This is a genomic window from Streptococcus sp. 2342 (genome assembly GCF_013276795.1).
Lineage (GTDB): Bacteria > Bacillota > Bacilli > Lactobacillales > Streptococcaceae > Streptococcus.
Window position 1 is genome coordinate 64,616 of record NZ_VMLR01000005.1, and the last position, 26,797, is coordinate 91,412.

Consider the following 26,797-nt stretch of genomic DNA (forward strand, 5'->3'; position numbering starts at 1 on the left):
ATATATCGCACTTCGTTATATAAAATATATCACACCTCGATATAAAACGCAAGAAAAAAGACCGCCCTCAGGCAATCTTTCTTCTATATTAGTATTAGTAAAGGTCTAAATAGTTATCAATTTCCCATTGTGAAACGAAGGTTGCATAACTTGCCCATTCGATTCGTTTAGCTTCGAGGAAACTAGTATAAATATGTTCTCCGAGAGCCGCTCTGACAACTTCATCTTCATTCAGAGCTTTCAAAGCGTTGTGAAGGGTTGATGGAAGGTCTGTAATACCAGCTTCCTTGCGCTCTTCTGCTGTCATGATGTAGATATTTTCTTCGATAGGAGCTGGTGCTTCGATTTTATTTTCAATACCATGCAAACCAACTTCCAACAGAACTGCCATAGCGATGTACGGGTTCGCCATTGGATCCACTGAACGCAACTCAAGACGAGTCCCCATACCACGTGAAGCAGGCACGCGCACAAGCGGCGAACGGTTACGACCAGCCCAAGCAATGTAAACCGGTGCTTCATAACCTGGAACCAAACGTTTGTATGAATTAACTGTTGGGTTCATGATGGCAGTATAGTTGTAGGCATGCTTAATCAAACCGCCAAGGAAATGGTAGGCCGTTTCTGACAACTGCATTCCTTTTGGATCATTTGGATCAAAGAAGGCATTGTTTCCTTCTTCATCAAACAAGGACATATTACAGTGCATACCTGATCCAGCAATACCAAATTTTGGTTTGGCCATAAAGGTTGCGTAAAGACCATGTTTGCGAGCAATGGTTTTAACAACAAGTTTAAAGATTTGAATCTTATCACAAGCACGGAGAACTTCATCGTACTTAAAGTCAATCTCGTGTTGTCCAACCGCAACCTCGTGGTGACTGGCTTCTACTTCAAATCCCATTTTGGTTAAGACATTGACAATCTCACGACGTGTATTGTCCGCAAGGTCAGTAGGCGCCAAATCAAAGTAGCCACCCTTGTCATTCACTTCAAGTGTTGGGTCTCCATTTTCATCCAACTTAAATAGGAAGAATTCTGGCTCTGGCCCAAGGTTAAAGGACTTGAATCCTACTTCTTCCATGTGACGAAGAGCACGCTTCAAATTGCCACGAGGATCACCTGCAAATGGCTCACCTTCTGTTGTATAGACATCACAGATCAAACCTGCAACACTTCCATTTTCATCTCCCCAAGGGAAGACTGTCCATGTATCCAAGTCAGGGTACAAGTACATATCTGACTCATTGATACGTACAAAACCTTCAATAGAAGATCCATCAAACATAGCCTTATTTGACAAGACTTTATCTAACTGTTCATCTGTAGCAGGAATTTCGACGTTTTTCATGGTTCCCAAAATATCTGAGAACATGAGACGAATAAAGGTAACATTTTTTTCCTTGACTTCACGACGAATATCTGCAGCTGTGATTGGCATGAGTTTTCTCCTTAATGTATAACTACTTGCGGTTGCCTAACCGCGACCAAAAGGTGACCGTACTGAAGCAAAGCGACCCTGTTGGAGGAGTTCATTATGAAGTGCACGACGCACCTCAGTCTGACTCACCGCTTTCTTGGATTTCGCTTCACGTTCAGCATATTTTTTCTTAATAGCAGCGATATTATAACCTTCAGAGATATAATCTTTGATTTCAAGCAGACGATCCATGTCATTCAAGGAATACATGCGACGGTTCCCTTCGTTTCGATCAGGCTTTATCAACTCTTGATCTTCATAATAACGAATCTGACGCGCCGATAAATCGGTCAACTTCATAACACTGCCGATAGGAAAAACAGCCATATTTCGGCGAAATTCTTTTTCCTTCATTTACAATTTCCTTCTTTCTGTCTATTATAGTCTAAAAAAAGACAAACGTCAATTGATAATGTTATAAAATGTAACATTATTTTTCTTTTTTCTCTAAAATGAGCCGAATACGATCAATATCGTAATTTACGAGAATTGCGACAAAAACTCCCATAAAAGTTTCTGATACACGCGCAAATACGTACAAAATTGTTTCGCCACTCGGAATCGATAGGGTAATGATTAACATAGCTGCTACACCACCAATAACTCCTGCTTTGTTATTCATGGCTACATTTGTCATAATGGTTAACATGGTGCATATTGGAACAACTACTAAGGTTACCCAAAAGGCTTCGTGGAAAAAGGTATTTAATAGGAAGAAGAGGAGGGCATAGAGACCACCGATACTATTTCCTAGAATACGCGAAGTCCCAAAATGGACACTCTTATCAAAACTCTCCCTCAGGCTAAAAACGGCTGTCAAAGCACCAATTTGAAGACCTTTCCAACCAAAAAAGCCAAAAATCAAGAGAACTAGAAAAACAGCAATACCTGTTTTAAAGGTTCGCATACCAAGTTTGAACTGGGATTTATCGAATTTATATTTTTTAAAATAACTCATAATCTCAACTTTCTATTTCCATTTTATCATAAATTGGCTGATTTTATGAGCAATAGTTGAGAGGAAGCGTTTTTATTTTAAGCAAAAGAAAAGAGGGACCTTCATCCCTCTCTTCTTTGATTCATTTATAAAATCTTATTTTTCTGTCAAGGCTGCAAGTCCTGGAAGAACTTTACCTTCAAGAAGTTCCATTGATGCTCCACCACCAGTAGAGATCCATGAGAACTTGTCTGCACGTCCAAGGTTAATCGCTGCAGCAGCTGAGTCACCACCACCGATGATTGATTTAACACCTGGTTGTTTCACGATAGCATCCATCACACCGATTGTACCAGCTTGGAAATCTGGGTTTTCAAATACACCCATAGGTCCGTTCCATACAACTGTTTTGGCACCAGTCAAAGCTTCATCAAATTTAGCGATAGATTTTGGACCGATGTCAAGACCAAGGAAGCCTTCAGAAACTGCTTCACCTTCAGTGTCACGTACTTCAGTGTAACCAGCAAAGGCGTTTGCTTCTTTTGAGTCAACTGGCAAGATCAATTTACCATTTGCTTTTTCAAGAAGAGCTTTCGCAACATCCAATTTGTCCTCTTCTACAAGTGAGTTACCGATTTCGATACCTTGTGCTTTGTAGAATGTGTAAGTCATACCACCACCGATAAGGACTTTATCAGCTTTTTCAAGCAAGTTTTCGATAACACCGATCTTGTCTGAAACTTTTGAACCACCAAGGATAGCCACAAATGGACGTTCTGGAGTTTCAACTGCTTCTTGGATGTAGGCAATTTCGTTTTCAAGAAGGAAACCAGCAACTGCTTTTTCAACGTTTGCTGAGATACCAACGTTAGATGCGTGTGCACGGTGAGCTGTACCGAATGCATCGTTTACGAAGATACCATCTCCAAGTGATGCCCAGTATTTACCAAGTTCAGGATCGTTTTTAGATTCTTTTTTGCCGTCAACATCTTCGTAACGAGTGTTTTCAACCAAGAGAACTTGTCCATCTTCAAGAGCGTTGATTGCTGCTTCCAATTCAGCACCACGAGTGACACCTGGGAAAACAACATCTTGACCAAGTTTTGCTGCCAAGTCTGCTGCTACAGGAGCAAGTGATTTACCAGCTTTATCAGCTTCTTCTTTCACACGTCCAAGGTGAGAGAAAAGAATTGCACGTCCACCTTGTTCGATGATGTACTTAATAGTTGGAAGAGCTGCTGTGATACGGTTGTCGTTAGTGATTACACCATCTTTCAATGGTACGTTGAAGTCAACACGAACGAGGACTTTTTTACCTTTCAAGTCAACGTCTTTAACAGTAAGTTTTGCCATGTTACAAAAACCCCTTTATTTATTTTATTCGAAACTATTATATCACACTTTGGAAATATAAGGAAAGATTTCACAAGATTTTTCGATATTTAATCTTCATCTTCTTTTTTCTGTTTCAATGTCAATGCTAAACTAGCAAGACCAAGGCTTGCCAATCCTGCTATTAGGGCTTCATTGGCATCAGCAGTTCCTGTATTTGGCAATTGTTTGCCTGCTTCTTCTGATTTAACTGTTGTATTTTGGGCTGTTTTTTCTTGTGTAGGCGCTACTGCTGGTTCAGTTTTTACTTTTGTTCCAATTTCAACAATTTCTGGAATCGCCTCTTGGATGACTTCTGTTGAACGAAGACGACGCTGACCGTTTTCATCAACTTCAAAGACATGTCTCAACAGACCATCTCGTCCCTGTATGATGACTCGTTGTTCCCCAACTAGCATATCAGCATTTTCATACTCTTGACGGTCAAAGGCAACCTTTTCCTCTTGAACTTCCAATTTAGGAGCCTTTTGTTGATCAGAATCCGGTTGATTAGTAGTTTTTGGAAGGACTGTGTTTTGTTGTTCTGGTTTAGTTGAGATAGTAACAAGGTCATTTGCACCATTAGATTCTACTCGTGGTTTTTCAGCAGATTCATAAACAAAGGCATAATGAGTAAAGTGTGGTGCTGTAAAGATAACATGACTATCCGTTTGTTCAAAAGTCAATTCTACTGCCTCTTTGCCTTCAGGTAAGAAGAATACTCTCTTCACTTTCTTATCTTTTTCAATTGGAATTTTCACAATAGAAGCGTAAGAGAGATCAACGTCTTGACCTTTTTCATCTAAACCTTCTATTTCAAAGACATGAGCATCTTCTCCAGCAAAGTATTTCTTCTCTTCATCACTTGCTTGAACACGCTCTACTTTCAAGCCCTTGATGACAGTCTTCTCTTTATTTGAGAAGTGTACTTCAACACCTGTTTTACTATCAGAAAAGACTGCTGGCTTGTCTTCTTTCAATAAGGCAACCAGATCTTTCAGACTCTGTTTCGCTGTTGCAAGCTCTTCTGAACTCAAATCTACTTTTTCAACCAAGGCCTTGTTTTTCTCAAGAAGAGGAGCTAGGGCAGAACCTGAAGGATGGTTTGGTTTGGCATCCAAGAGTTCTTGAGCCTCACCTGTTAAGCGATCGAGTTCTGTCTTTTCTTCCTTAAATTTCTCTTGACCATTCAGAGCTTTATGAGCTTCTGTCAATTTATTAAGTCGGTCATTAGCCTGATCTTGGGTGCTAGTTTCATGGTCTTTCAACACTTGCTCAGCCGCTTCAATTGCTTTCAAGAAGGCTTCTTTTATTTCTGGTGAAGCAAAGTTATAGACCACCTTGTTCTTAGCCGCTTCAACTTCTGCTAATTTTTGTTTAAGGTACTCATCGTTCAATGCTGCTTTTGGAGATACCAAAACATCAAAGTTGACTTTATGACCTTGGTAACGAAGCGTCAAGGTTTGACGACCAGTCTTTTGAGCATCGTAACCAGAAATTTCAACTCCCTCATCAGTAAAAGAATGTTCTTCCATGGTGTCATTGCTATAAGCCACTGCAAAGCGTCCTTCAGACAAGTCTAAGCTATCACCAACTAGGTAATCTTTTTTCGGTTCCTGACTTACTTCAATTCTCAAAATAGTTTTCGGACTTGCTTCATCTTGACTAGTAACAGTCACTGACAAATTAGCATGTACCGGTTGCCCCAAATATTGTAAAGTAAGATTTTGTTCTCCCTTATGATGCGTATCAAAACCTGATACTGATACACCCGCGTGAGTTAGGCGAATGAGTTCGTCCTCAGCTCCTCCTTCATACTGAACTCGAAGAACACCACCTCTAAGGTCCAAATCCTCCCCTTCGGCGTAGCTTGTTTTCTTAGGTCCTGTTTCTAGGCTGACTGACTTGATTCTTCTGTCATCTTTTGGAACGGAAACCGCTAGGACATTACTAATTTCCTTGCCTGGAAACTGGGTACGATAGTACAGAAGACCAGATTGATTTGTCAAATCCAATGGTGCACTTGCTAGGTCTCCTCCAACTTCGCTCTTCAAGGTTGCAAGCGGAGTTTGAGAATTTGGATTGTCATAAACGGTAATGGTTGCTCCAGCTGGTACATCCGCAAAACCAACTTGTACCTTGTTATTACCTAGAGAACGGGCTGCAGCCTTGGCCATCGGAATATTGACACTCTCAGTATCAAGCTTTTCATACATTTTCCAGTTATAGATACGAATAGCCTTCCATGGAGTTCCATTGTCAGAAGTGACAACATTCAAGCGCCAATCTTGAGCTGTGATAGGCTTGTCAAGGGTAATATCTGTAACATGAGCTTTATTGCCACGGACTTCCTTAGCCAACTTCCATTGACCATCCGCATCTTTATAATAAAGGTCAAAGTCTTTGGTGTTCATCAAACCGTCGTTTACAGATTCTCCACCAGCTCCAGCATGGTCCATTACCCATCTAACAACTGTACGCGGCTGGGTCAAACGAATATCCACACTACCACTTAACTGTCCAGAAGACCACTTGTCTGAAAGACTGGTAATGGTACCATTCAACATACCTTCAATACCTTCTCCACCTTCTGTATCTGGGAAGGTACTTCCGATAACAGTAGCCCCTGGAACGATGTTTTCTGCTAGAGGTCTTGGAAGACTTGTGTCTTGGACAGTCATCCCCCACTCAAAGTTTGTAGTTGCTGCTTCTGAACGAACCCCATTTTTACCGACTGCTACAACCTTCAGTTCTTGAGTTGTACCCTGAGCACTTGCTGAGCGGCTAACTTTTGGTAGGTAGATCGTAGTTGCAGATGAACCTGTCAATAGGCGCCAAGCATCGCCATCCTTTTCATAGACTTCATAGAAATCAGCATCTTTATGACCAGTAAATTGTACAACTGCTTCCGCTTCTTGGGCATTTTTAAGGACTTGTTTGGCTACAGCTACTGTGGTTGGTGCCTGAGGAGCATCTTGATTATTGCTGATGGTCAATTGCCCCAGGTTAAATTGATAACCTTTTAGGTCTTTATCATTTTCAAAATAGAGTTTAATACCGTAAATTGTTTTACCTGCCAAGGCACTCAAATCAAAATCATCGGTAGTCCAGTTATCTGAAACTGTCAATTCTTTACGAGCAGCTTCATCACCGTAGGTATAATCTTTCTTGGTTGCAAATTCTACATAAACCTTGGTTCCTTTGCCTCCTTTGTGGGCAACATGCAATTTGGTGGTATCTGTCACCTTCAAGCGAGTAGAGTACAAATTAACATCTTGCTTGGTCGCACCTGAAAGATCACCTGCAAATTTGAGAGAAGTTCCACCATTATAAGCATCTTCAAAATCATAGCTTGCTTTCAACTTATCACCAGTTGATTTTTGCCACCAGCGCCATGTTGGAAGAACACCTGAAACTGAACGGTAATTCCACTCAGAATCCTTAGAAACCTTACCATCTACGAACCACTTTCTACCATGTCCTGTATTAAAAGAAGTAGTAAAAGTATTACCTACTGCTGGCGTACGGTCCGCAACTAGGTTAGCAATCCCATACCAATCTTTGTCACCTGGTTTTTGGCCAGTAGGGTCTCCTTGATAACCTGTAAAGAAGATATCTTCATTCTTATGATAATCTTCACCAGTTTTTCCTAAACTTGTAATGGTATTTGGGGCGAACAAACCAAGAGAAAGGCGTAATTTCCCATTTTCATCTAAAATGTCATTCCACTTAACCTTGGTCTTGTAGGAACCACCCTGTTGCAATTCCAATCCTGCAAATACATCATAAGGATTACGGCCAATCCAGTTGGCAGTTGTAATAGTGTAATCATTTTTAGCCTTATCCCAGTTAAAGTTAGCAAAGAAGTTATCTGCTGGAACCTTATCTCCTTCAGGTTGCATGAATTGGTAGTTGTATTCTCCCAAACCATCTTGGTGGTAACGTCCATAGTTATAGGTCATAGCATCGTACCAAGAATACTTGATTGGATGGTTTACCTTAGCAGCATATTCCTTGGTATAGAGCATAAACTGGCGCATCTTTTCTCCAAGAGGTTCAACCAAATCCCCAGTTGTTTCTTGGTTGATGAAATAGCCATCATAGCCATAATACTTGGCCATATCCACCAATTTACGGGCAATTGGGAAGCTACCATCTGCGTCTTGCTTCAAAGCTTCAGCAAATTTTTCTTGATCAGCAATACTATTAGACCAGTTAAAGAAGAGTGTACCATATACAGGCACCCCGTTACGGTGACCTGCATCAATAACGTCAGGAGTTGGTACGAGACCTTCCCAGAAGACCATTGAATCTAGATATTGCCAATAGTCAAAAGCATAGGCCTTGAACTCTTCTCCACCAACAGAAGCGTGGTCTTTTGCTTTAGAATTGGTATTTGATAAGGCTTGAACTTTTGCTTCCTTACTAGCTTTTTCATTGACCAAATGACCTGTCCGACGTGAAGCGAGGGCAACAGATCCGCGGTTAATAGCATCATCTTCACGAGCCCCTGGTTCCCATTTCAACAAATCTTCCCAAGAATTAAATTTGATTTCCTTTGGTTTTAATGTTTTTTCTGTATTTTTAGAGACATCTGGCTGGACTTCTTTTTCAGTCTTATTAGCTTCTGCTGCTGGCTTAGACTCATCCCCTTGGCTAGTTGCTTCAGGCTTTGCTTCTATTTCCTTTTCAGACTTAGGTTTTGCTTCTGCAGATGGTGTTTCTGCAGCCACCTCACTTGCTTTTTCCTCTGGTTTAGCTGCGCTAGCTGCTTCTGCAGTTTCAGTAGTTGCAGCTTCATTGCTTGCTGGCGAAGCAGTTTCAGATGATGTCGCTACTCCTTCTGCCTTTTCTGGCTTATTTTCTCTAGCATGTTCTCCTTCATGCTGCTTGTCAGCTTCATTAGTTGGATGCTCACTCTCTCCTGAAACAAGCTCTGTATTGGCTCCATTATTTTCAGGAACTGCAGTTTCTTCTGCCAAGGCTGGACCAGCAAATAAAACAGCCCCAATCATCAGCGAGCAGGCTCCTACTGATAACTTACGAATACTGTACCGACAACGTCTTTCAAAAAATGAATTCTTCATTTTCTCCTCCTAAAAGATTGATTTTATTATTTTAAAGAAAGCGCTTAACTTTCTTCGTAAAATTTTTATCCCAATCACAGGGATTAAGATAATTTCTCCCTAATTTTAAAATATTTCTTTTAAATGTCAATATATAAAAGGAAATATCTATATCTAGGTTAGAAATTGGTAAAATTAATATAATTAAGGCCTTTTCTCACGAATTTTCTTTCTAAAATCTTAGCTTAACACTTGTTAGATTTACTTTTATCCTTTAAAATAGAATAGGAGAAATTCCGTTATTATTTTTCGGAGGAAAAAGAAATGTCCATTAATTGGCAGGAAATTTTATTTCACTTTTTAGGTGGTCTGGGACTATTCTTATATAGTATCAAGACCATGGGAGACGGTTTGCAACAAGCTGCTGGAGATCGCCTTCGTTTTTACATTGACAAATATACTAGTAATCCTTTCTTTGGAGTTCTGGTTGGTATTGGGATGACTGCTCTAATTCAGTCTAGTTCTGGTGTAACAGTTATCACAGTCGGTCTGGTCAGTGCCGGTCTCCTAACCTTACGTCAGGCTATCGGGATTGTCATGGGGGCTAATATTGGGACAACAGTCACATCCTTTCTTATTGGGTTTAAACTAGGTGACTATGCCCTGCCTATGCTCTTTATCGGTGCTGTCTGCCTCTTCTTTACAAAAAATCGGACAGTCAATAATATCGGACGCATCCTCTTTGGTGTCGGTGGTATCTTTTTTGCCCTCAATCTCATGAGTGGCGCAATGGCTCCACTCAAAGATTTACAGGTCTTTAAAGACTATATGATTGAGCTAAGTAAGAATCCTGTTTTGGGTGTCTTTGTCGGTACCGGCTTGACCTTACTGATTCAAGCTTCCTCGGCTACCATCGGGATTTTACAAAACCTCTACGCCAGCAACCTCATTGACCTGCAAGGAGCTTTGCCAGTTCTATTTGGTGACAATATCGGGACAACCATTACAGCCATCATTGCCTCTTTAGGTGCTAATATTGCAGCTAAACGGGTAGCAGGTGCCCATGTCGCCTTTAACGTGATTGGTACGGTTATCTGTATTGTCTTCCTTGTACCTTTCACTGGCTTGATTCATTGGTTTGAATCTACGCTAAATCTAGCACCGGAAATGACCATCGCCTTTGCTCATGGAACCTTTAATATTACCAATACCATTGTCCAATTTCCATTTATCGGAGCTCTGGCTTACTTTGTAACCAAGATTATTCCTGGAGAGGACGAGGTTGTCAAATACGAACCCTTATATCTTGATGAACACTTCATCAAACAAGCCCCATCTATCGCTCTCGGAAATGCTAAGAAAGAGCTCTTGCACTTAGGAAACTACGCTGCTAAAGCCTTTGACCTTTCCTATAAGTATATCATTGACTTGGATGAAAAAATTGCTGAAAAAGGGCATAAAACCGAAGAAGCCATTAACACCATCGATGAGCAATTAACACGTTATCTCATTGCCCTTTCAAGCGAAGCTCTCAGTCAAAAAGAAAGCGAAGTGCTCACCAATATCCTTGATTCCTCCCGTGATTTGGAACGGATTGGAGACCACGCGGAGGCTCTACTCAATCTAACTGACTATCTTCAAAGGAAAAATGTTGAATTTTCTGATGCTGCCTTGAAAGAATTAGAGGAAGTTTATCGTCAAACTAGTGACTTTATCAAAGATGCTCTGGATAGTGTGGAAAACAATGATATTGAAAAAGCACGCAGTCTTGTAGAACGTCATGAAGCAATCAATAACATAGAGCGTGTTCTCAGAAAAACCCACATCAAACGCCTCAACAAGGGCGAATGTTCAACACAAGCTGGGGTAAACTTTATCGACATCATCTCCCACTATACTCGTGTATCAGACCACGCTATGAACCTTGCTGAAAAGGTTTTTGCAGAACAAATCTAAGAACCAAGAAGCTATCCATCATAATTGGATGGCTTTTTGCTTTTTCCTAAGTAAGAATTTTTTCTACCATATAGAAAAATACTTTGATCCACAATGGAATCAAAGCATTTTAAAGAACTCCCCGTACATAAGGGCAGAAGCCGCAGTTCCTCTGTACTTGGCTTCTTCTCTCTTGATAAAACGAGCCAAGTTGAGCAACTCAGGTGCCGGATGTTTGGGATTCTTGAGCAATTCACGATTGACCAGACCTGAGAGACGAACTGCCAGCAATTGCTCATTTGTAGTAGGCAGTTTTTTAGCAGTCTCTAGGAGAGCAGCAACTAAATCTTCACTCAAATCATGACGAGCATGATTGTAAAGATCTTTTATAAGGCTTTCTAAGTTTGGTTCTACCATCCCTACCACCTCCCTTATGGTTTAATAATTTTTAATCAAATCAACCGTTGAACGATCCAATTTTTTCACCAAGGCTTGCAAGAAAGCTTGAGCTTCTAGGAAGTCATCCATAGCGTAGAGGGTTTGGTGAGAATGGATATAACGAGCACAGACTCCGATTGTTGTTGATGGGACACCACCATTTTTCAGATGAGCTGCGCCAGCGTCCGTTCCGCCTTTACCACAGTAGTATTGGTACTTGATTCCAGCTTCTTCAGCAGTTGTCAAAAGGAAATCCTTCATACCTGGGAGAAGCAAGTGACCTGGGTCGTAGAAACGAATCAAGGTTCCATCTCCAATCTTGCCTTGACCACCGTAGACATCACCTGCTGGTGAGCAATCAACTGCTAGGAAGACTTCTGGATCAAACTTGGTTGTAGATGTATGAGCACCGCGGAGACCAACTTCTTCTTGGACGTTAGAACCCAGATAGAGTTCATTACCAAGTTTTTGACCTGACAAGGCTTCTGCTAGCTCACTAACCATGAGAACACCATATCGGTTATCCCAAGCTTTTGAGATGATATTTTTTTCATTGGCTGTCAAGATTGCAGAACTATCTGGTACGATGGTGTCGCCAGGACGGATGCCAAAGCTTTCTGCCTCAGCCTTGTCCGCAAAACCACCATCAAAGACGATATCTGCAATAGCAGGCATGGTTGGTCCGCCCTTTCCACGAGTCAAATGTGGAGGAACAGAGCCTGAAATCACTGGAATTTCATGACCATCACGAGTCAGGAGTTTGAAACGTTGGCTGCTGACTACCATAGGATTCCAACCACCAATTTCAACCACACGGAAGGTGCCATCTGGCTTAATCTCGCTGACCATAAAACCAACTTCATCCATGTGAGAAGCGACCAAGACACGTGGTGCATCCGCAGCTTCTGAATGTTTAATCCCGAAAATACCACCCAAGCCATCTGTCACCACTTCATCCACGTGCGGTGTTAACTTTTCACGAAGATAAGCACGGACAGGTGCTTCATGACCTGAGATAGCAGCAAGTTCTGTTACTTCTTTGATTTTTGAAAATAATGTTGTCATTTCAGTTCCTTCTTTCTTTCATCCATTTTACCACTTTTTATAGGAGAAGGATAGCGGGAAGGTGGATTTCTAAATTAGTATCTTAGTCTTACTGTATCTTAGAAAAAGCTTGTATTTTCTTGCATGTGAGCTGAAATCTAAGAACTATTCCAAGACCAACCAAACTATTAATTCACAAACAAAAAACAATTCAATGCTATATTTGTTTAGTTTTTCATGAAATTTACAGAAAATAGTTGACTTTCCTTTCTTCTTTCTTTAAAATAATACAAAACTAGAAAAGGAAAAAATCATGACAAAAACAATTCTTGTTACAGGTGGGGCTGGCTACATTGGCTCCCATACCGTTAAAGCTCTTTTAAATGCTGGCTATCAGGTGCATGTCCTAGATAATCTCTCTACAGGAAATCGTTCAGCTGTAGATAGTCGTGCTAGCTTTAAACAACTGGATGTTTATGACGCCAGTGCCTTAAAAACTTACTTGGAAGAAAACAAGATTGACGCTGTTCTCCATTGTGCAGGTGAGATTGTTGTGAGCGAAAGTATTGAAAATCCAAGTAAATACTTCACTGCCAATGTTGCTGGTATGAACCAAGTTCTCAAAGTCTTATCTGAAGTTGGTATTCAAAAAATTATGTTCTCTTCGACTGCTTCCCTCTATGGTAATAACTGTATTGACAAGCCTGCAACTGAAGATACCCTGCTCGACCCTGTCAATCCTTATGCAGAAACAAAATTGATGGGTGAACGAATGATTTACTGGATGGCCAATCGCTACGATTGGAAATATGTCATTTTCCGTTACTTTAATGTAGCTGGGGCTGAAATGGATTTTTCAAACGGTCTGCGTGTGAAAAATCCAACTCATATCATTCCAAATATCAACAAGACCGCATTGGGACAAAATGATAGCCTAAAAATATTTGGAGATGACTACGATACACGTGACGGTTCATGTATTCGAGATTACATTCATGTCTTGGATCTTGCACAGGCTCATGTTAAAGGAATGAACTACCTCTTTCAAAAAGACAGTTCTTCTCAAATCTTTAACTTAGGAACTGAAAAAGGCTATACCGTCAAAGAAATCTTTAAAACTGCTGAAGAATTACTGGATCAAAAAATCCCACACGAAATTGTTGCTCGCCGTGCTGGTGACCCAGCTAGCGTCCTAGCAGACGCATCAAAAGCTAAACAATATCTTGACTGGCAAGCTAGCTACTCCCTCGAAGATATTATTTTATCAGATTATCATTGGCGTGTTAAAGAAGGCAAAAACATTTTGGAATAGGATAACAGAGGAGAAGGTCCTGGGCTCTCTCCTTGTTTTATTTATTAAATTGTCAGAAAATTTATTGACAGATTAAATAAATCGTGTTACAGTAATATCCGCAGGTATCTTTCGGTACCAAATCTACATGAAAGGATGGGGTATGAAACTTTCTCATTATTTAATTGGCTTACTTCTACTCCTAGTCTTTCTCTCTATTAGCATTGGGACCAGTGATTTTTCATGGGGAAAACTCTTTGCACTGGATCATGAAACTTGGCTTCTCTTTCAAGAGTCCCGTCTCCCAAGAACTATCAGCATTCTCCTGACCGCCTCTAGTATGAGTATGGCAGGACTCCTCATGCAGACTATTACCCAAAATCAGTTTGCTGCTCCGAGTACAGTTGGAACCACTGAGGCCGCCAAACTGGGAATGGTATTGAGCCTCTTTGTCTTTCCGTCGGCTAGTCTGACCCAAAAGATGCTCTTCGCTTTTGTTTCATCCATCGTATTCACCCTCTTCTTCCTAGCCTTTATGACTATTTTCTCTGTAAAGGAAAGGTGGATGTTGCCTCTGATTGGAATCATCTATAGCGGGATTATCGGTTCTGTGACAGAAGTTATCGCCTACCGTTTCAATCTGGTTCAGAGTATGACAGCTTGGACCCAGGGCTCCTTCTCCATGATTCAGACCCATCAGTATGAATGGCTTTTCTTAGGCCTCATTATTCTGATAGCCGTTTGGAAATTATCCCAAACCTTCACCATCATGAATCTAGGAAAAGAAACTAGCGAAAGTTTGGGGATTTCCTACTCCCTACTTGAAAAACTGGCCCTCTTTCTTGTGGCTCTAACGACTAGTGTCACCATGATTACCGTGGGTGGCTTGCCATTTCTCGGGGTCATCGTTCCCAATCTTGTTCGCAAGCACTATGGAGATAATTTGAGTCAAACCAAACTCATGGTCGCACTGGTCGGTGCCAATCTAGTTCTGGCCTGCGATATCCTATCCCGAGTTCTGATTCGGCCCTATGAGCTGTCTGTCAGCCTCTTGTTAGGAATCATCGGTAGCCTCGTCTTTATCCTACTTCTCTGGAGAGGGGGAAGAAAAGATGCAGTTTAAAAGTAAACATACTAGGCTCTTCTGGATTCTCATTATTCTTGCCATCGGAGCTTGGCTCCTCTACTTTTGGCCCATTACTCACCTGTCAGCCTTTGCTTGGAAGTTGCGTTCCCAAAAGATAGTTGTTTATCTCTTGGTAGCCATCGCGACAGGGATTTCAACTATTAGTTTTCAAACCCTTACGGAAAATCGCTTCCTGACGCCAAGTATTTTGGGAATCGAATCCTTCTACGTCCTACTACAAACCCTACTACTGGTTTTTGAAAGTAAGTTTCTTCAACTTGGTAAGTCTCCTATTTTAGAATTCCTAGCCTTACTTCTACTTCAATCCCTCTTCTTTCTCGCCTTGCAAGGGTACTTGAAGACACTGATGAAGCAAGACCTGGTCTTCATCCTGCTAATCTGTCTAGCCCTCGGAAGTCTCTTTCGAAATATCAGTACCTTCCTTCAGGTCCTGATGGATCCAAATGAATACGATAAACTGCAAAACAGTCTCTTTGCTTCCTTTCAACATCTCAACACTTCCATCCTAGCCATCGGTTCTCTGATTATCCTTGCTTTGACCATATTTTTCTTTCGAAAAGCAGTCATTCTGGATGTCTTGCACCTACAAAGAGAAACGGCTCAGATATTGGGACTCGATGTTGAAAAAGAACAGAGAGAGCTCCTCTGGGGCATCGTACTTTTGACCTCAACGGCTACTGCCTTGGTAGGGCCTATGGCCTTCTTCGGCTTTATGCTGGCCAACCTCACCTACCTAATCGTCAAAGACTATCGGCACAAGTTACTCTTTATCGTAGCCATTCTGGTTGGATTTATTAGTTTGACCTTGGGGCAGGCCCTTATTGAACGAGTCTTTGCACTAGAAATTCGCATCAGCATGATCATCGAGAGTGTGGGTGGCTTCTTATTCTTTATCTTACTTTATAGGAGGGCGCGTCGGTGAAACTGGAAAACATTGACAAATCCATTCAAAAACAGGAGATTTTGCAAGGCATTTCGCTTGAAGTCAGTCCTCAGAAACTGACAGCCTTTATTGGTCCAAATGGTGCTGGAAAATCGACTCTCCTATCCATCATGAGCAGACTGACCAAGAAGGATCAGGGAATACTCAGTATCAAAGGCCGTGAAATCGAAAGCTGGAATTCACAAGAACTGGCTCAAGAACTGACTATCCTAAAGCAGAAAATCAATTACCAAGCCAAATTGACGGTTGAAGAACTGGTCAGTTTTGGACGTTTTCCCTACAGCCGAGGTCGACTGAGACCAGAAGATTGGGAAAAAATCCGAGAAACTATGGACTATTTAGAACTGACCAACTTAAAAGACCGCTACATCGATAGCCTGTCTGGGGGACAACTCCAGCGCGTCTTTATCGCTATGGTACTGGCCCAGGATACGGACTTTATCTTACTAGACGAACCACTCAACAATCTCGATATCAAGCAAAGCGTCAGCATGATGCAGATTCTCAAGCGACTGGTGGAGGAACTCGGAAAGACCATTATCATCGTTCTCCACGATATCAACATGGCCAGCCAGTATGCGGATGAAATTGTCGCCTTCAAGGACGGTCAAGTCTTTAGCAAGGGAAGAACCGATCAAATCATGCAGGCTGACCTGCTCAGTCAACTATATGAGATTCCTATCACGCTAGCTGGTATCAATGGCAAAAAGATTTGTATCTATAGCTAGTAACATAGAAGCTCAAGTTAGAGAACTTTCAGTCTCTTAGTCAATAAAACCTAGAGACTCCCTAAATCGTTATCACATTTTAAAAAGGAGAAATTATGAAAACATCCCTTAAACTTTATCTCACTGCCCTAGCGGCCAGCTTCTTGCTCCTACTTGGTGCATGTAGTACAAACTCAAGCACTAGTAAGACGGAGTCAAGTAGCTCTGCTCCAACAGAGGTAACCATTAAAAGTTCACTAGGTGTAGTCACACTTTCAAAAGTCCCTGAAAAGATTGTGACCTTTGACCTCGGTGCTGCGGATACTATTCGCGCTTTAGGTTTTGAAAAGAATATCGTCGGAATGCCTACAAAAACTGTTCCGACTTATCTAAAAGATCTAGCTGGAAAAGTTAAAAATGTTGGTTCTATGGTTGAGCCAGACCTAGAAGCCCTTGCTGCTCTTGAACCAGACCTAATTATCGCTTCACCACGTACCCAAAAATTCGTAGATAAGTTCAACGAAATCGCTCCGACTGTTCTATTCCAAGCAGGCAAAGATGACTACTGGACTTCTACCAAGGCTAATATCGAATCCCTAGCAAGCGCCTTTGGTGAAACTGGTACACAGAAAGCCAAGGAAGAATTGGCCAAGCTAGACAAGAGCATCCAAGAAGTCGCAACTAAAAATGAAAGTTCTGACAAAAAAGCCCTTGCCATCCTCCTCAACGAAGGAAAAATGGCTGCCTTTGGTGCCCAATCTCGTTTCTCTTTCTTGTATCAAACTTTGAAATTCAAGCCAACTGATACTCAATTTGAAGATTCTCGCCACGGACAAGAAGTCAGCTTTGAAAGTGTCAAAGAAATCAATCCTGACATCCTTTTTGTCATCAACCGTACCCTTGCCATCGGTGGGGACAACTCAAGCAACGACGGCGTCCTAGAAAATGCCCTCATCGCTGAAACTCCTGCCGCTAAAAATGGTAAAATTATCCAACTCACACCAGACCTCTGGTATCTAAGCGGAGGCGGACTTGAATCAACAAAACTCATGATTGAAGACGCACAAAAAGCCTTGAAATAAGCTACTTTAAACTCAATCACATCTTTACATGATAAAACGCATCCTATCAAGCTCACTCAAACCTGATAGGATGCGTTTTTATCATTTCACTAAAATATTTTTACCTAGCCTCATTTTTCTTCTTGATTCCGTTTAAGGGAAAAATGATCCGGTACGGGGTCCTTGCCTGGTTTCGACCAAGGATGGCAATGTAAAATCCGAGCCAAGCCCATCAAAACACCCTTGAAGCCATGTTTTTCAATAGCCTGAATCATATAGTTTGAACAAGTCGGCTCAAAGCGACAAGAGGGTGGAAAGGCTGGTGAGAGAAAACGTTGGTAAAAGCGCACAGGCGCTATTAAAATTCGTTTCATTATTTCTTGGTTACAGCCATTGTGTGTAGTTGGCTGATTTCTTTTTTGTTAAGGCGACGCGATTCACCTGGACGAAGACCTGTCAAGTCTAGATGTCCAAAACGGGTCCGAGACAACTTATCTACTTGGAGACCAACAGCTTCAAACATCTTTTTAACCTGGTGATTACGCCCTTCATGGATAGTTAACTGCACCACAGAGCGGTTTTTAACTGGGTCCACTTTGAGAATCTCATAGACAGCCGGCTTGGTTTTCTTGCCATCAATCTCAAGTCCACGGGTCAAGGGACGAAGATTGTCCTTATTGGCCACACCTTTAACACGCGCGACATAAACCTTGTCAATCTCATTACGAGGGTGAATCATCTCATCCGTAAAATCCCCATCATTGGTCAAAATCAAGACTCCTGATGTATCCCAGTCCAAACGTCCAACTGGGTAAATGCGCTCTTTTACATTAGGCAAGAGGTCGACTACCGTCTTGCGGCCCTTGTCATCTGTCACACTGGAAATGACACCGCGTGGTTTGTTAAGCAGATAATAGACCTTTTCTTCGTTGTAGATAGGTTGACCTTCAACTTCAACCTTGTCGCCTGACTTGATAGTGGTTGCTAGTTCACGTACCACTTGACCGTTAACCGTCACCAAACCTTGCTTGATCAGCTCTTCTGCTTTTCTCCTACTGGCCACACCTGCGTGGGCAATATACTTATTGATTCTCATCTTCTTCTATCCTTTCACCAAATAATTGGCTTTCTTGGGCTTGAATCTCAAGCTCATCAATCACTGGTAATTCTTCTAAATGGTTTATCCCCATGTAATCTAGGAAATAATCCGTAGTCACATAGAGGTTGGGACGACCCAACACTTCTTTTTTCCCGTCTTCTCGTATCAAGTCAAAGGCCTGCAACTTTGCCAAAGCCCCACTCGAGTTGACCCCACGGATGGCATCAATCTCTATCCGTGTGATGGGCTGTTTGTAGGCAATAATGGACAAGGTCTCAAGGGCAGCCCGAGATAAACTCTGGTTGATAGGTGCCTTAGAGTATTCCTTCAAAATCTCTGAAAACTGAGGCTTGGTCACCAATCTATAAGCGCCCCCTGTCTCAATCAGAGCCAAACTGGAATCTGGGTCCTTTTCATACTTCTGGGCTAATTTTTCTAAACTCTGTTGGATGCCTGTCGGTGGCAGAGAGAGGAGTTCAGCTAACTGGCGGACTCTAATCCCATCTTCACCCGCTACAAACAAGAGCGCTTCTATTTTTGCTAAAGTACTCATCTTTCCTCTCTATCAAGTCTAGCTTTGGGCCACTTGACTTTCTTCCTTCTTTTCCATGAGATAAATATCTCCGAAACTTTCCTCTTGCACGAGGATTAGTTCCTGGGTTTTGATTAACTCTAGGGTTGCCAAAAAGAGGGTAATGACCTCTTGGAGATTCTGGGCTTCCTTGAACAAATCCTGCAAGCGCAATTGATCTCGTCCAGTCAAGGACTCTTTTACGATAACCATCATGTCCTCAATCTTATACTCATCCCGCAGGATAGTCGTGTGATTCTGTGTAAACTCCTCTTTTTTCTTGGCTAGGATATTTGAAAAAGCCAAAAAGAGGTCAATGGTCGTCTTGTCATGAACAAGCTCCGCATCTTCGTAAATCAACTCTGTCGGCGCTTTGGAATAGTGCTGAGCCCGTTCTTGGTGCTTGGCTTCCAAGTGCTCCCCCAAGAGCTTGAACTTGCGGTATTCTTCGATTTGAGAGAGAAGATCCTGCTCTAGGTCATCCTCCAAGTCTGTCACTTCTGCTACCTTTGGCAAGAGCTTGCGGCTCTTGATCAACATGAGCTGACTGGCCATAACCATATACTCACCCGTCACTTCCAGACGCATGGCCTGCAGAGTTGAGACATAGGCTAGATACTGTTCGATGACTTCCGTAATGGGCACATCGTAGATATCCATCTGATACTTAGAAACCAGATGCAAGAGTAAGTCCAGGGGCCCTTCAAAATCTTTTAATTTAATATCCATTATCTATATTTTTCTAAGGTCAGGACTGTTTTTAATCCTAATTTTTTTGCAATTTCGTACAAATCGACCTTGTTTTCAATTTGTCGTAGAATGAACTGTTCCCGCAAGGCTTGAGCTGATAAGGCTGGGAAACCTTTCTCCTTGACAAAGGATTCTAGCTGACGAAAGGCCCACTGACGAGAATAGGCTTTCCCTCCCCTTTCAAAAAGATAGGTCTGCCCCATCAAGGGTTCCAACTCTGACAGCAAGGTCGTGGGAATGGTGACAATTCTCTGTTGGGAAGCCTTCTTGATTCGCAACACTTGAAAGTCCAGATTGACGTCCGCAACCTTAAGGGCTAAAATCTCACTCGGCAAGAGCCCCATTTCCAAGATAAGTAGAGCCAGTAAACGCCCCTCTGGAACGTCGCTTTCCTGCCAAAAAGAGTCTAGGTCTAACAGTTCTGGCTTTTCGGTCTTCTTTTCAGCTTGTTTAGCTAATTCTAAGCGGTAAAAGCTGTCCACTTCTCCTTTTTGATAGAGAAAGTAGAGAAATTGGTTACAGGCCGAAATCTTTCGCTTCTGGGCGCTGATTTTTAGATTGGCTAGCTGGGCTTGGTAAATCTTGAGACTGGTCTCAGAAATCCGCTCGCCTACCAAATCTAAAAACTGTTCTAAATCATACTTATAGGACTGCTTGGAATTGGCAGACAAACCCTGCTTTCCCTCTAAAAAGGCTGAAATCCTATCTCTCATTTGCATCGAATCTCATATTCCTTACTAAAGTCATGCAAGAGGGCATTCACTGCCTTGAGGATAGACTTGCGCGTGATAATCCCTTGGAAAATATCAGACGCATCCACAACCGGCAAGAAGGACTCATCTACCAACTTGTGCAAGACCTCCGTAATGGTAAAATCAGGCGAAACAACCGCTACGTCCGTTCTCGTCATATGAACGATATCCGTATCTGCCATGATTTCTTGACTCAAGTCATGCTCCATCTGATAAGCCATAATATCTCTGAGCCCAATCGTCCCAACAAACTGTTTTTCATCTGTTACAACAGGAACACGGGTATAGGTCATCTGACTGAGCAAGAGTGTCGCATGATCTGCATTGTGGGTATCAATCAACACGGCCAGATTTTCAGCAGGGGTCAAAAAAGTTTCCTCCTGCCCCAACAAGAAAGTCTCAAACTCCTTGGCAATCATCGGCTAAACTCCTTGGACAAGCCCGGATACACCTCATGGTCTCGTGTCAAAAAGTCCACTTTAAAATAACTGTCATCAATCTCCACACGAGCATAGAGGCATTCTCTGATAGTCCCACGCGGTTGACTGATGGAGCCTGGATTTAGAAAGAGGGTCTTGCCTTCCATCCAAGCGCTTGGCACATGCAAGTGACCATAGAGACAGATATCGGCCTCTTCTTCCTGAGCCCAGTAGTCCAACTTTTGAAAGTTGAAATTGATGTCAAACAAGTGACCATGGGTTTGGATAATCTTGGTCGAACCAAGCTCAGTCACCAAACGTTCTGGGTAACCTGCATAGAAGTCCATATTCCCTTTAACAACACGGATGCCTTCCCAAAGGGGAGAATCAGGACGCAGTTCAGAATCGCCATTATGAAAAACGGCATCAACTTTGCCCACATAGCGATCACGGATTTCTTCCACAATCAAGCTATCGCCATGAGAATCGCTCATTACAATGATGGTTTGCTTTGCCATGATGGAAATACCTCCAAAAGTTTCTTAACGGCTAAGGCACGGTGAGATTGACTATTTTTTTCTTCAAGGGTTAATTCAGCTGAGGACTTGCCTGTCTCTCCTACAAGGAAGAGAGGATCGTAACCAAATCCATTTTCACCCTTAGGTTCAAAGTTAATGTAGCCTGACCAGTCTGCTTCAACAACCAAGCTTTCCTTGTTTGGACTGGCCACGACTAGGGTTGTATGGAATTGAGCCGAGCGGTCCTTGAGTTCAAAGACCATGGCCAATTCGTGCAAGAGTTTGGCATTGTTTTCACGGTCAGTAGCTCCCACACCTGCGAAACGAGCTGACCAGACACCTGGCAAGCCACCAAGGACATCGACTTTGAGACCTGAGTCATCTGCCAAAACCATCTTGCCCGTTAATTGAGAAATGGTTTCTGCCTTGAGACGGGCATTTTCTTCGAAGGTCATGCCTGTTTCAGCTACTTCAGGCAGGTCAGGATAGTTATTAAGATTTTCCACATCGTAGCCTAACTTATCAAAGATAGCTCGGAACTCTTTGGTCTTGCCTTCGTTTCGAGTCGCAATCAATAAGGTTTCTCTGACCTTGCTTGTATCAAAGAAATCATGAACATTGACCCCTTCTTTAGGCAATGCTACATGCAGGAGTTGCCCATTTTCAATCAAGAGAAAAGCTCCCTGACGTTGGATGACTTCCAGATTTCGTCCCATTTCTTGGTTGAGGATATCTACCACAAAAGACAATAAACGGTAGAGGGAACCATAGCGTAAAACAATCACAGAAATAGGAAAACCTTGTTCCTCATCTCGAAATCTTTGGGCAAACTCAAATAGAGGAAAATCCAAGTCTTCATCAGTCAATGTCCGGACACCACCAAAAGTACTATATGAGCCGACATACCAGTCCTGGTCATCCTTATATTCATAAATTTTATTTGTCATAATTCTACATGCTCCACATAAATCTCTTTTTCCAGCCATTCTTCACCAATTTGTGCAAAACTTTGGCTGCTGGCTGTTGTGTAAAAACGGTGATGAAGTGGTCCAGCATCGCGACCACGATTGATTTCAAAATAATTGAGTAAGACTGAGATGTCCCGTACGCACTCTGCCCCACTATCGATGAGCTGAACTTTTGGCCCCATGACATTTTGAATAATAGGTCTGAGCAGTGGATAATGGGTACAACCCAAAATCAGGCTATCCACCTTTCCAACCAAGGGACGCAGGGTTTCATAGACCACTTTCTTGGTGACACTGGTTGACAGGGCACCAGACTCCACCAAGGGAGCAAACTTGGGACAGGCCAAACTCTCCACCTGTAAGTCCGGATCCAAATCATGGATTTTCTGACGGTAGATGTCTGATTGTACCGTCATGGGTGTTCCAATCACTCCGATTTTCCCACCTTGACTGGACTTGATAGCTGCCGAAGCTCCTGGCAAAATCACACCTAGGACGGGAATATCTAGTTGAGCCTTGATTTCTTCCCAGACGACCGCAGTTGCAGTATTACAAGCAATGACAATCATTTTGACATCCTTGGTCAAGAGAAAGTTGATCAACTGCCAAGTATATTCACGAATTTGCTCAGCAGGACGGGGACCATAGGGCGCCCGTGCCGAATCTCCAATATAGACGATTTCTTCATGGGGAAGTTGGCGCATGAGCTCGCGCACAACGGTCAAGCCCCCGACACCCGAATCCAAAAAACCAATTGGTCGATTATCCATACAGTCTTCTTTCTAGTCTTTTTTCTGATTGATAGTTCATTATGATTATTGATCCTTATGAACTGAATGACAGCCTAATCAATAACTATCTCTCTTAATCATAATCAAATATCAATAGAATGCAAGGAAAAAGTCTCATCCCTAAACATAACCAACATAGTGAGAAGTCTGGAACTTTCATCCCAGACTTTTCCTTATTTATTTTTTCTTTTTATTGTTAGCAAGGGCGGCCTTTTGTTGGCGGATGATTTGGTGGTATACTTGTTGTACCTTAGCTTCGCTTGGTTTTTGACCATTTGCACTCAAAAGAGTACGAACTGCTTCAGCATTCAAACGTGGGTTGTCAGCGAATTCTTTTTCAATTTGCTTACGAACCAAGTACATTCCTCCAAGAGCTCCTCCTAGAAAAGCTAGCACAATCAATACAATTGCTAATAGTAAATCCATCATTTTTCTCCTGTTTCTTTTTGAGTCTCTTTCATTATACCACAAACTAGCCACCCTGACTAGTTTGTTTTACGCTTTCAGGGAGGGAATAGACAGCAAAAAGAGCCCTGCTTTTCTACGAAAGAGGGTTCCTTGCTGAGTTTGTACTCAATGAAAATCAAAGAGCAAACTAGGAAGCTAGCCGCAGGTTGCTCAAAGCACTGTTTTAAGGTTGCAGATAGAGCTAACGTGGTTTGAAGTGATTTTAGAAGAGTATCAATTTCATATTTCTGCCTATCCATTTGTACTAATAAAAGACTGAGACACTGGATCTCAGCCTTTTTATTTATCCCAAAACCAATTCATCACTGACTAGACTCTGGCCACTATTTTTCTGGAATAGATGCATGAGATCTTCGACTGTCAGATGCTTTTTCTCTTCTCCTTTTACATCCACCACTATCTTGCCTTGATAGAGCATAATGAGACGATTGCCGTACTCAATAGCATGGTTCATATCGTGGGTAATCATCAAAGTCGTCAACTGATGGTGTTCCACAATCTTTTGCGTCAAATCCATTACCATTTGACTAGTTTTCGGATCAAGTGCCGCAGTGTGTTCATCCAACAACAAGAGCTTAGGTTTCACCAAGGCTGCCATGACTAGGGTCAAGGCCTGTCTTTGTCCTCCTGAGAGATATTGAGTATCTACTTTTAAGCGGTTTTCAAGACCAATATTCAACTCCTTCAAGGCCTCTTGGAACTGGATTCTATCCTTCTCCTTCACGCCCCAACCAAGCCCTCTCTTCTGCCCGCGTCTCAAGGCAATAGCCATATTCTCCTCAATTGTCAAACGAGAAGCTGTTCCCATCTTAGGATCTTGAAAAACACGGGCAATATCCTTAGCTCTCTTTCTTACACTCAGATTTTTAATGGATTTCCCTGCCAATAAAAGGTCCCCTTCATCCACCGATAGATTGCCAGCCAAGATATTCATCAAAGTGGATTTCCCTGCTCCATTTCCACCGATTACAGAGATAAAATCTCCCTCTTCAACCTCTAAGTCTAATCCTTTGAGGACATGGTTCTCATTGACCGTCCCTGCTTCAAATGTTTTGTGAATATTTTCAAGTGTTAACAAACTTGCCATAACTTTCTCCTCCTATTCATTTCTCAGTTTCAAACCACGAATCTTTAATCGCTTTTGCAATTCTGGTGCAAATAGAACTAAGGCGAGCAAGATTGCATTAAAGAGACGAACTAAGTTTTGATCTAGATTTGGAATTTCATAGATATTTAAAATAATCAAACGGTAAACAATAGCACCGATTCCGATGGATAACAGGCGACCTCCAATGGTCAAATCGTGTATCAAGACTTCCGCAATAATCACTGCACTCAAACCAACAACAATGGTTCCTGTCCCAGAAGTCACATCTGAAAATCCATCATTTTGGGCAAACAAGGAACCACATAGGGCAATCAAGCCGTTTGAAATCATGTAACCAACAATCTTCATGGTGTCTACATTGACTCCATTGGCCTCACTCATCGGAATATTGTCCCCAGTCGAACGCAAGACCAAGCCAATCTCTGTTTTCATCAAAAGGGTCAAGACCAAACAAACAAGTAAGAGACAGGCCGAACTAAATAAGAAAACAGCTTCTTCATTTGACAGCCCTAAGCTTGCCAACTGTTTAAAGACGGTTGCAGAATCTCCCAAGGAAAGATTGGGCACATTTCCCATGATTTTAATATTGATCGAATAAAGCCCTGTCAAGGTCACAATCCCTGTCAAGAGAGCTGGAATTTTCATCTTGGTGTGGAGCATTCCTGATACAAGACCTGCTACCATACCTGCCAGCAAAGCAAGTAAGGTCGCAATCCAAGGATTTGTCCCTGCCTGTATCTGAGATACGACGACAGCCGCCCCCAGTGGAAAGGCTCCTTCAGCAGTCATATCCGCAATATCCAAAATACGGAAAGTCAAGTAGACCCCAATCGCCATAATCGACCACAACAAACCTTCTGATAAACTAGATAATACAAAATTCATCTTAAACCTCCTTATTCCTTGCCTTCCAACTTACTAATATCAATTCCTAGTGCATCTGCCATTTCTTGATTGGTATGCAATTCCAGCTTTTCAGGCAACTCAACTGCTATATTTTCTGGCTTCTCACCTTTTAAGACACGAACCAGCATTCTTGCTGTCTGACGTCCCAATTCTTCATAATTGGTTCCGTAGTTATACAAGCCACCAACCGCAATCATTTCTGTTGAACCACCAAATACTGGAACCTTGTGTTTAATAGAAACCTGCTTGACTGTTTCCATGGTTGATGAAATGATATTATCCGTTGGTACAAAAACCATATCTACCTCTGCCATCAAGCTTTCTGCAGCAGCCTTGACGTTGTTACTGTCCAAGATTGTTTTTTCAACAACACTAAAGCCTTTTTCTTCCAGAAGGCGCTTAGCTTCATCCTTTTGGACAACTGAGTTTGGCTCGCTCTGAGTATAGAGAATTCCAATCGTTTTAGCTTTTGGCAACACTTTCTTTATCAAATTGATTTGGGTTGAAATGGCATCTGATGACTGATCGCTTGTCCCAGTTACATTGCCCCCAGGATGCTCTCTTGACTCAACCAACTTGGCACTGACAGGATCTGTTACCGCTGAAAAGATAACAGGTGTCGTTTGCGTTGTATTAGCCAAGCTCTGAGCAGAAGGCGTTGCGATGGCTAGAACGACATCACTAGATTCTGCTAGTTGCTGGGAAATGGTTTTTAGATTTCTTTGCTCACCCTGTGCATTTTGCAAATCAATCTCAATATTTTTCCCCTCAACATAGCCTTGCTTGGCCAACTCATCCACAAAACCTTCTCTAGTAGCATCCAAAGATTGATGAGTAATAAACTGCGAAATACCGATACGAAAAACATCTTTTTTCTTATCTGCCTTCAACTGATGCAAACTGATCAGAGAGATCAAGAGAATCCCCACTACCAAGAGAGGTGCTAGTAATTTTCGAACAACTTTCATAATGAAACTCCTTCTCAGAAAAGATAATACTCAATGAAAACCAAAGAGCAAACTAGGAA

At 42.0% G+C, this 26,797-nt stretch carries 26 protein-coding genes; 6 read left to right on the forward strand and 20 right to left on the reverse strand.

What is annotated here, in order from left to right; all coding sequences use genetic code 11:
- Positions 1-94: 94 nt before the first annotated feature.
- From glnA to HT689_RS06935, 5 genes are all read right to left on the reverse strand, one after another.
- The gene (gene glnA, locus HT689_RS06915) at positions 95-1,441 is read right to left on the reverse strand and encodes a type I glutamate--ammonia ligase (protein ID WP_173226083.1); all 1,347 of its coding nucleotides are present in this window, start codon (positions 1,439-1,441) and stop codon (positions 95-97) included.
- A 36-nt stretch (positions 1,442-1,477) separates the two neighbouring features.
- On the reverse strand, positions 1,478-1,834 hold the full coding sequence (glnR, locus tag HT689_RS06920; RefSeq protein WP_000659548.1) for a transcriptional repressor GlnR: 357 nt from the start codon (positions 1,832-1,834) through the stop codon (positions 1,478-1,480).
- 76 nt (positions 1,835-1,910) lie between these two features.
- A complete protein-coding gene (locus HT689_RS06925; protein WP_049515975.1) occupies positions 1,911-2,438 on the reverse strand; it encodes an aromatic acid exporter family protein in 528 nt (175 codons plus the stop codon).
- A gap of 135 nt (positions 2,439-2,573) precedes the next feature.
- The gene (locus tag HT689_RS06930) at positions 2,574-3,770 is read right to left on the reverse strand and encodes a phosphoglycerate kinase (RefSeq protein WP_001096743.1); all 1,197 of its coding nucleotides are present in this window, start codon (positions 3,768-3,770) and stop codon (positions 2,574-2,576) included.
- An 89-nt stretch (positions 3,771-3,859) separates the two neighbouring features.
- Complete coding sequence (locus tag HT689_RS06935; protein ID WP_173226081.1) at positions 3,860-8,875, reverse strand: bacterial Ig-like domain-containing protein; 5,016 nt, start codon at positions 8,873-8,875, stop codon at positions 3,860-3,862.
- Between the two features lie 303 nt (positions 8,876-9,178).
- Here HT689_RS06935 and HT689_RS06940 point away from each other — a divergent pair, with 303 nt between their 5' ends.
- Complete coding sequence (locus tag HT689_RS06940; RefSeq protein WP_173226080.1) at positions 9,179-10,810, forward strand: Na/Pi cotransporter family protein; 1,632 nt, start codon at positions 9,179-9,181, stop codon at positions 10,808-10,810.
- A gap of 99 nt (positions 10,811-10,909) precedes the next feature.
- Here the strand turns inward: HT689_RS06940 and HT689_RS06945 are convergent, their stop codons facing one another.
- Positions 10,910-11,206 carry a bacteriocin immunity protein gene (locus HT689_RS06945; protein WP_173226078.1) on the reverse strand — a complete coding sequence of 99 codons (297 nt, stop codon included), beginning with the start codon at positions 11,204-11,206 and terminating at the stop codon, positions 10,910-10,912.
- A 21-nt stretch (positions 11,207-11,227) separates the two neighbouring features.
- Entirely contained in the window at positions 11,228-12,292 is a 1,065-nt protein-coding gene (gene pepA, locus HT689_RS06950) for a glutamyl aminopeptidase (RefSeq protein WP_000209167.1), read from the reverse strand.
- A gap of 292 nt (positions 12,293-12,584) precedes the next feature.
- Between pepA and galE the strand changes: the two genes are divergently transcribed.
- From galE to HT689_RS06975, 5 genes are all read left to right on the forward strand, one after another.
- Entirely contained in the window at positions 12,585-13,583 is a 999-nt protein-coding gene (galE, locus tag HT689_RS06955) for a UDP-glucose 4-epimerase GalE (RefSeq protein WP_173226076.1), read from the forward strand.
- A 142-nt stretch (positions 13,584-13,725) separates the two neighbouring features.
- Positions 13,726-14,685: an ABC transporter permease gene (locus HT689_RS06960; RefSeq protein ID WP_173280887.1), complete on the forward strand. Its 960-nt coding sequence runs from the start codon at positions 13,726-13,728 to the stop codon at positions 14,683-14,685.
- Positions 14,675-15,631, forward strand: coding sequence for an iron chelate uptake ABC transporter family permease subunit (locus HT689_RS06965; RefSeq protein ID WP_173280889.1), 957 nt, complete (start codon positions 14,675-14,677; stop codon positions 15,629-15,631). Before HT689_RS06960 ends, HT689_RS06965 begins: the two co-directional genes overlap by 11 nt.
- Positions 15,628-16,380: an ATP-binding cassette domain-containing protein gene (locus HT689_RS06970; protein ID WP_173280891.1), complete on the forward strand. Its 753-nt coding sequence runs from the start codon at positions 15,628-15,630 to the stop codon at positions 16,378-16,380. Before HT689_RS06965 ends, HT689_RS06970 begins: the two co-directional genes overlap by 4 nt.
- Before the next feature lie 95 nt (positions 16,381-16,475).
- On the forward strand, positions 16,476-17,441 hold the full coding sequence (locus tag HT689_RS06975; RefSeq protein ID WP_173251417.1) for a siderophore ABC transporter substrate-binding protein: 966 nt from the start codon (positions 16,476-16,478) through the stop codon (positions 17,439-17,441).
- Positions 17,442-17,551: 110 nt separating this feature from the next.
- Here HT689_RS06975 and yidD read toward each other — a convergent pair whose 3' ends face one another.
- From yidD to HT689_RS07040, 13 genes are all read right to left on the reverse strand, one after another.
- The gene (gene yidD / locus HT689_RS06980; protein ID WP_173251419.1) at positions 17,552-17,794 is read right to left on the reverse strand and encodes a membrane protein insertion efficiency factor YidD; all 243 of its coding nucleotides are present in this window, start codon (positions 17,792-17,794) and stop codon (positions 17,552-17,554) included.
- Positions 17,794-18,516, reverse strand: a complete 723-nt coding sequence (locus HT689_RS06985) for a pseudouridine synthase (protein ID WP_001222228.1) — start codon at positions 18,514-18,516, stop codon at positions 17,794-17,796. The genes yidD and HT689_RS06985 overlap by 1 nt, the downstream gene beginning before the upstream one ends.
- Positions 18,503-19,072 (reverse strand): SMC-Scp complex subunit ScpB, encoded by a 570-nt coding sequence (gene scpB / locus HT689_RS06990; RefSeq protein WP_020903100.1) that lies wholly within the window; start codon positions 19,070-19,072, stop codon positions 18,503-18,505. The genes HT689_RS06985 and scpB overlap by 14 nt, the downstream gene beginning before the upstream one ends.
- A gap of 18 nt (positions 19,073-19,090) precedes the next feature.
- Positions 19,091-19,819, reverse strand: a complete 729-nt coding sequence (locus HT689_RS06995) for a segregation/condensation protein A (protein ID WP_125447803.1) — start codon at positions 19,817-19,819, stop codon at positions 19,091-19,093.
- Complete coding sequence (gene xerD / locus HT689_RS07000; RefSeq protein ID WP_345889761.1) at positions 19,819-20,553, reverse strand: site-specific tyrosine recombinase XerD; 735 nt, start codon at positions 20,551-20,553, stop codon at positions 19,819-19,821. Before xerD ends, HT689_RS06995 begins: the two co-directional genes overlap by 1 nt.
- On the reverse strand, positions 20,550-21,011 hold the full coding sequence (cbpB, locus tag HT689_RS07005) for a cyclic-di-AMP-binding protein CbpB (protein ID WP_173280895.1): 462 nt from the start codon (positions 21,009-21,011) through the stop codon (positions 20,550-20,552). The genes xerD and cbpB overlap by 4 nt, the downstream gene beginning before the upstream one ends.
- On the reverse strand, positions 21,008-21,529 hold the full coding sequence (locus HT689_RS07010; RefSeq protein ID WP_001118952.1) for a metallophosphoesterase: 522 nt from the start codon (positions 21,527-21,529) through the stop codon (positions 21,008-21,010). The genes cbpB and HT689_RS07010 overlap by 4 nt, the downstream gene beginning before the upstream one ends.
- Positions 21,505-22,476, reverse strand: coding sequence for a nucleoside-triphosphate diphosphatase (locus HT689_RS07015; protein ID WP_173280898.1), 972 nt, complete (start codon positions 22,474-22,476; stop codon positions 21,505-21,507). The genes HT689_RS07010 and HT689_RS07015 overlap by 25 nt, the downstream gene beginning before the upstream one ends.
- On the reverse strand, positions 22,473-23,267 hold the full coding sequence (racE, locus tag HT689_RS07020; protein ID WP_173280900.1) for a glutamate racemase: 795 nt from the start codon (positions 23,265-23,267) through the stop codon (positions 22,473-22,475). Before racE ends, HT689_RS07015 begins: the two co-directional genes overlap by 4 nt.
- 198 nt (positions 23,268-23,465) lie before the next feature.
- Complete coding sequence (locus HT689_RS07025; RefSeq protein WP_000364990.1) at positions 23,466-23,714, reverse strand: YneF family protein; 249 nt, start codon at positions 23,712-23,714, stop codon at positions 23,466-23,468.
- Between the two features lie 325 nt (positions 23,715-24,039).
- Positions 24,040-24,843, reverse strand: a complete 804-nt coding sequence (locus HT689_RS07030) for an ATP-binding cassette domain-containing protein (protein ID WP_000157661.1) — start codon at positions 24,841-24,843, stop codon at positions 24,040-24,042.
- 12 nt (positions 24,844-24,855) lie between these two features.
- Positions 24,856-25,749 carry an ABC transporter permease gene (locus HT689_RS07035; RefSeq protein WP_173226058.1) on the reverse strand — a complete coding sequence of 298 codons (894 nt, stop codon included), beginning with the start codon at positions 25,747-25,749 and terminating at the stop codon, positions 24,856-24,858.
- An 11-nt stretch (positions 25,750-25,760) separates the two neighbouring features.
- On the reverse strand, positions 25,761-26,738 hold the full coding sequence (locus HT689_RS07040) for an ABC transporter substrate-binding protein (protein WP_173226056.1): 978 nt from the start codon (positions 26,736-26,738) through the stop codon (positions 25,761-25,763).
- Positions 26,739-26,797 lie beyond the last annotated feature (59 nt).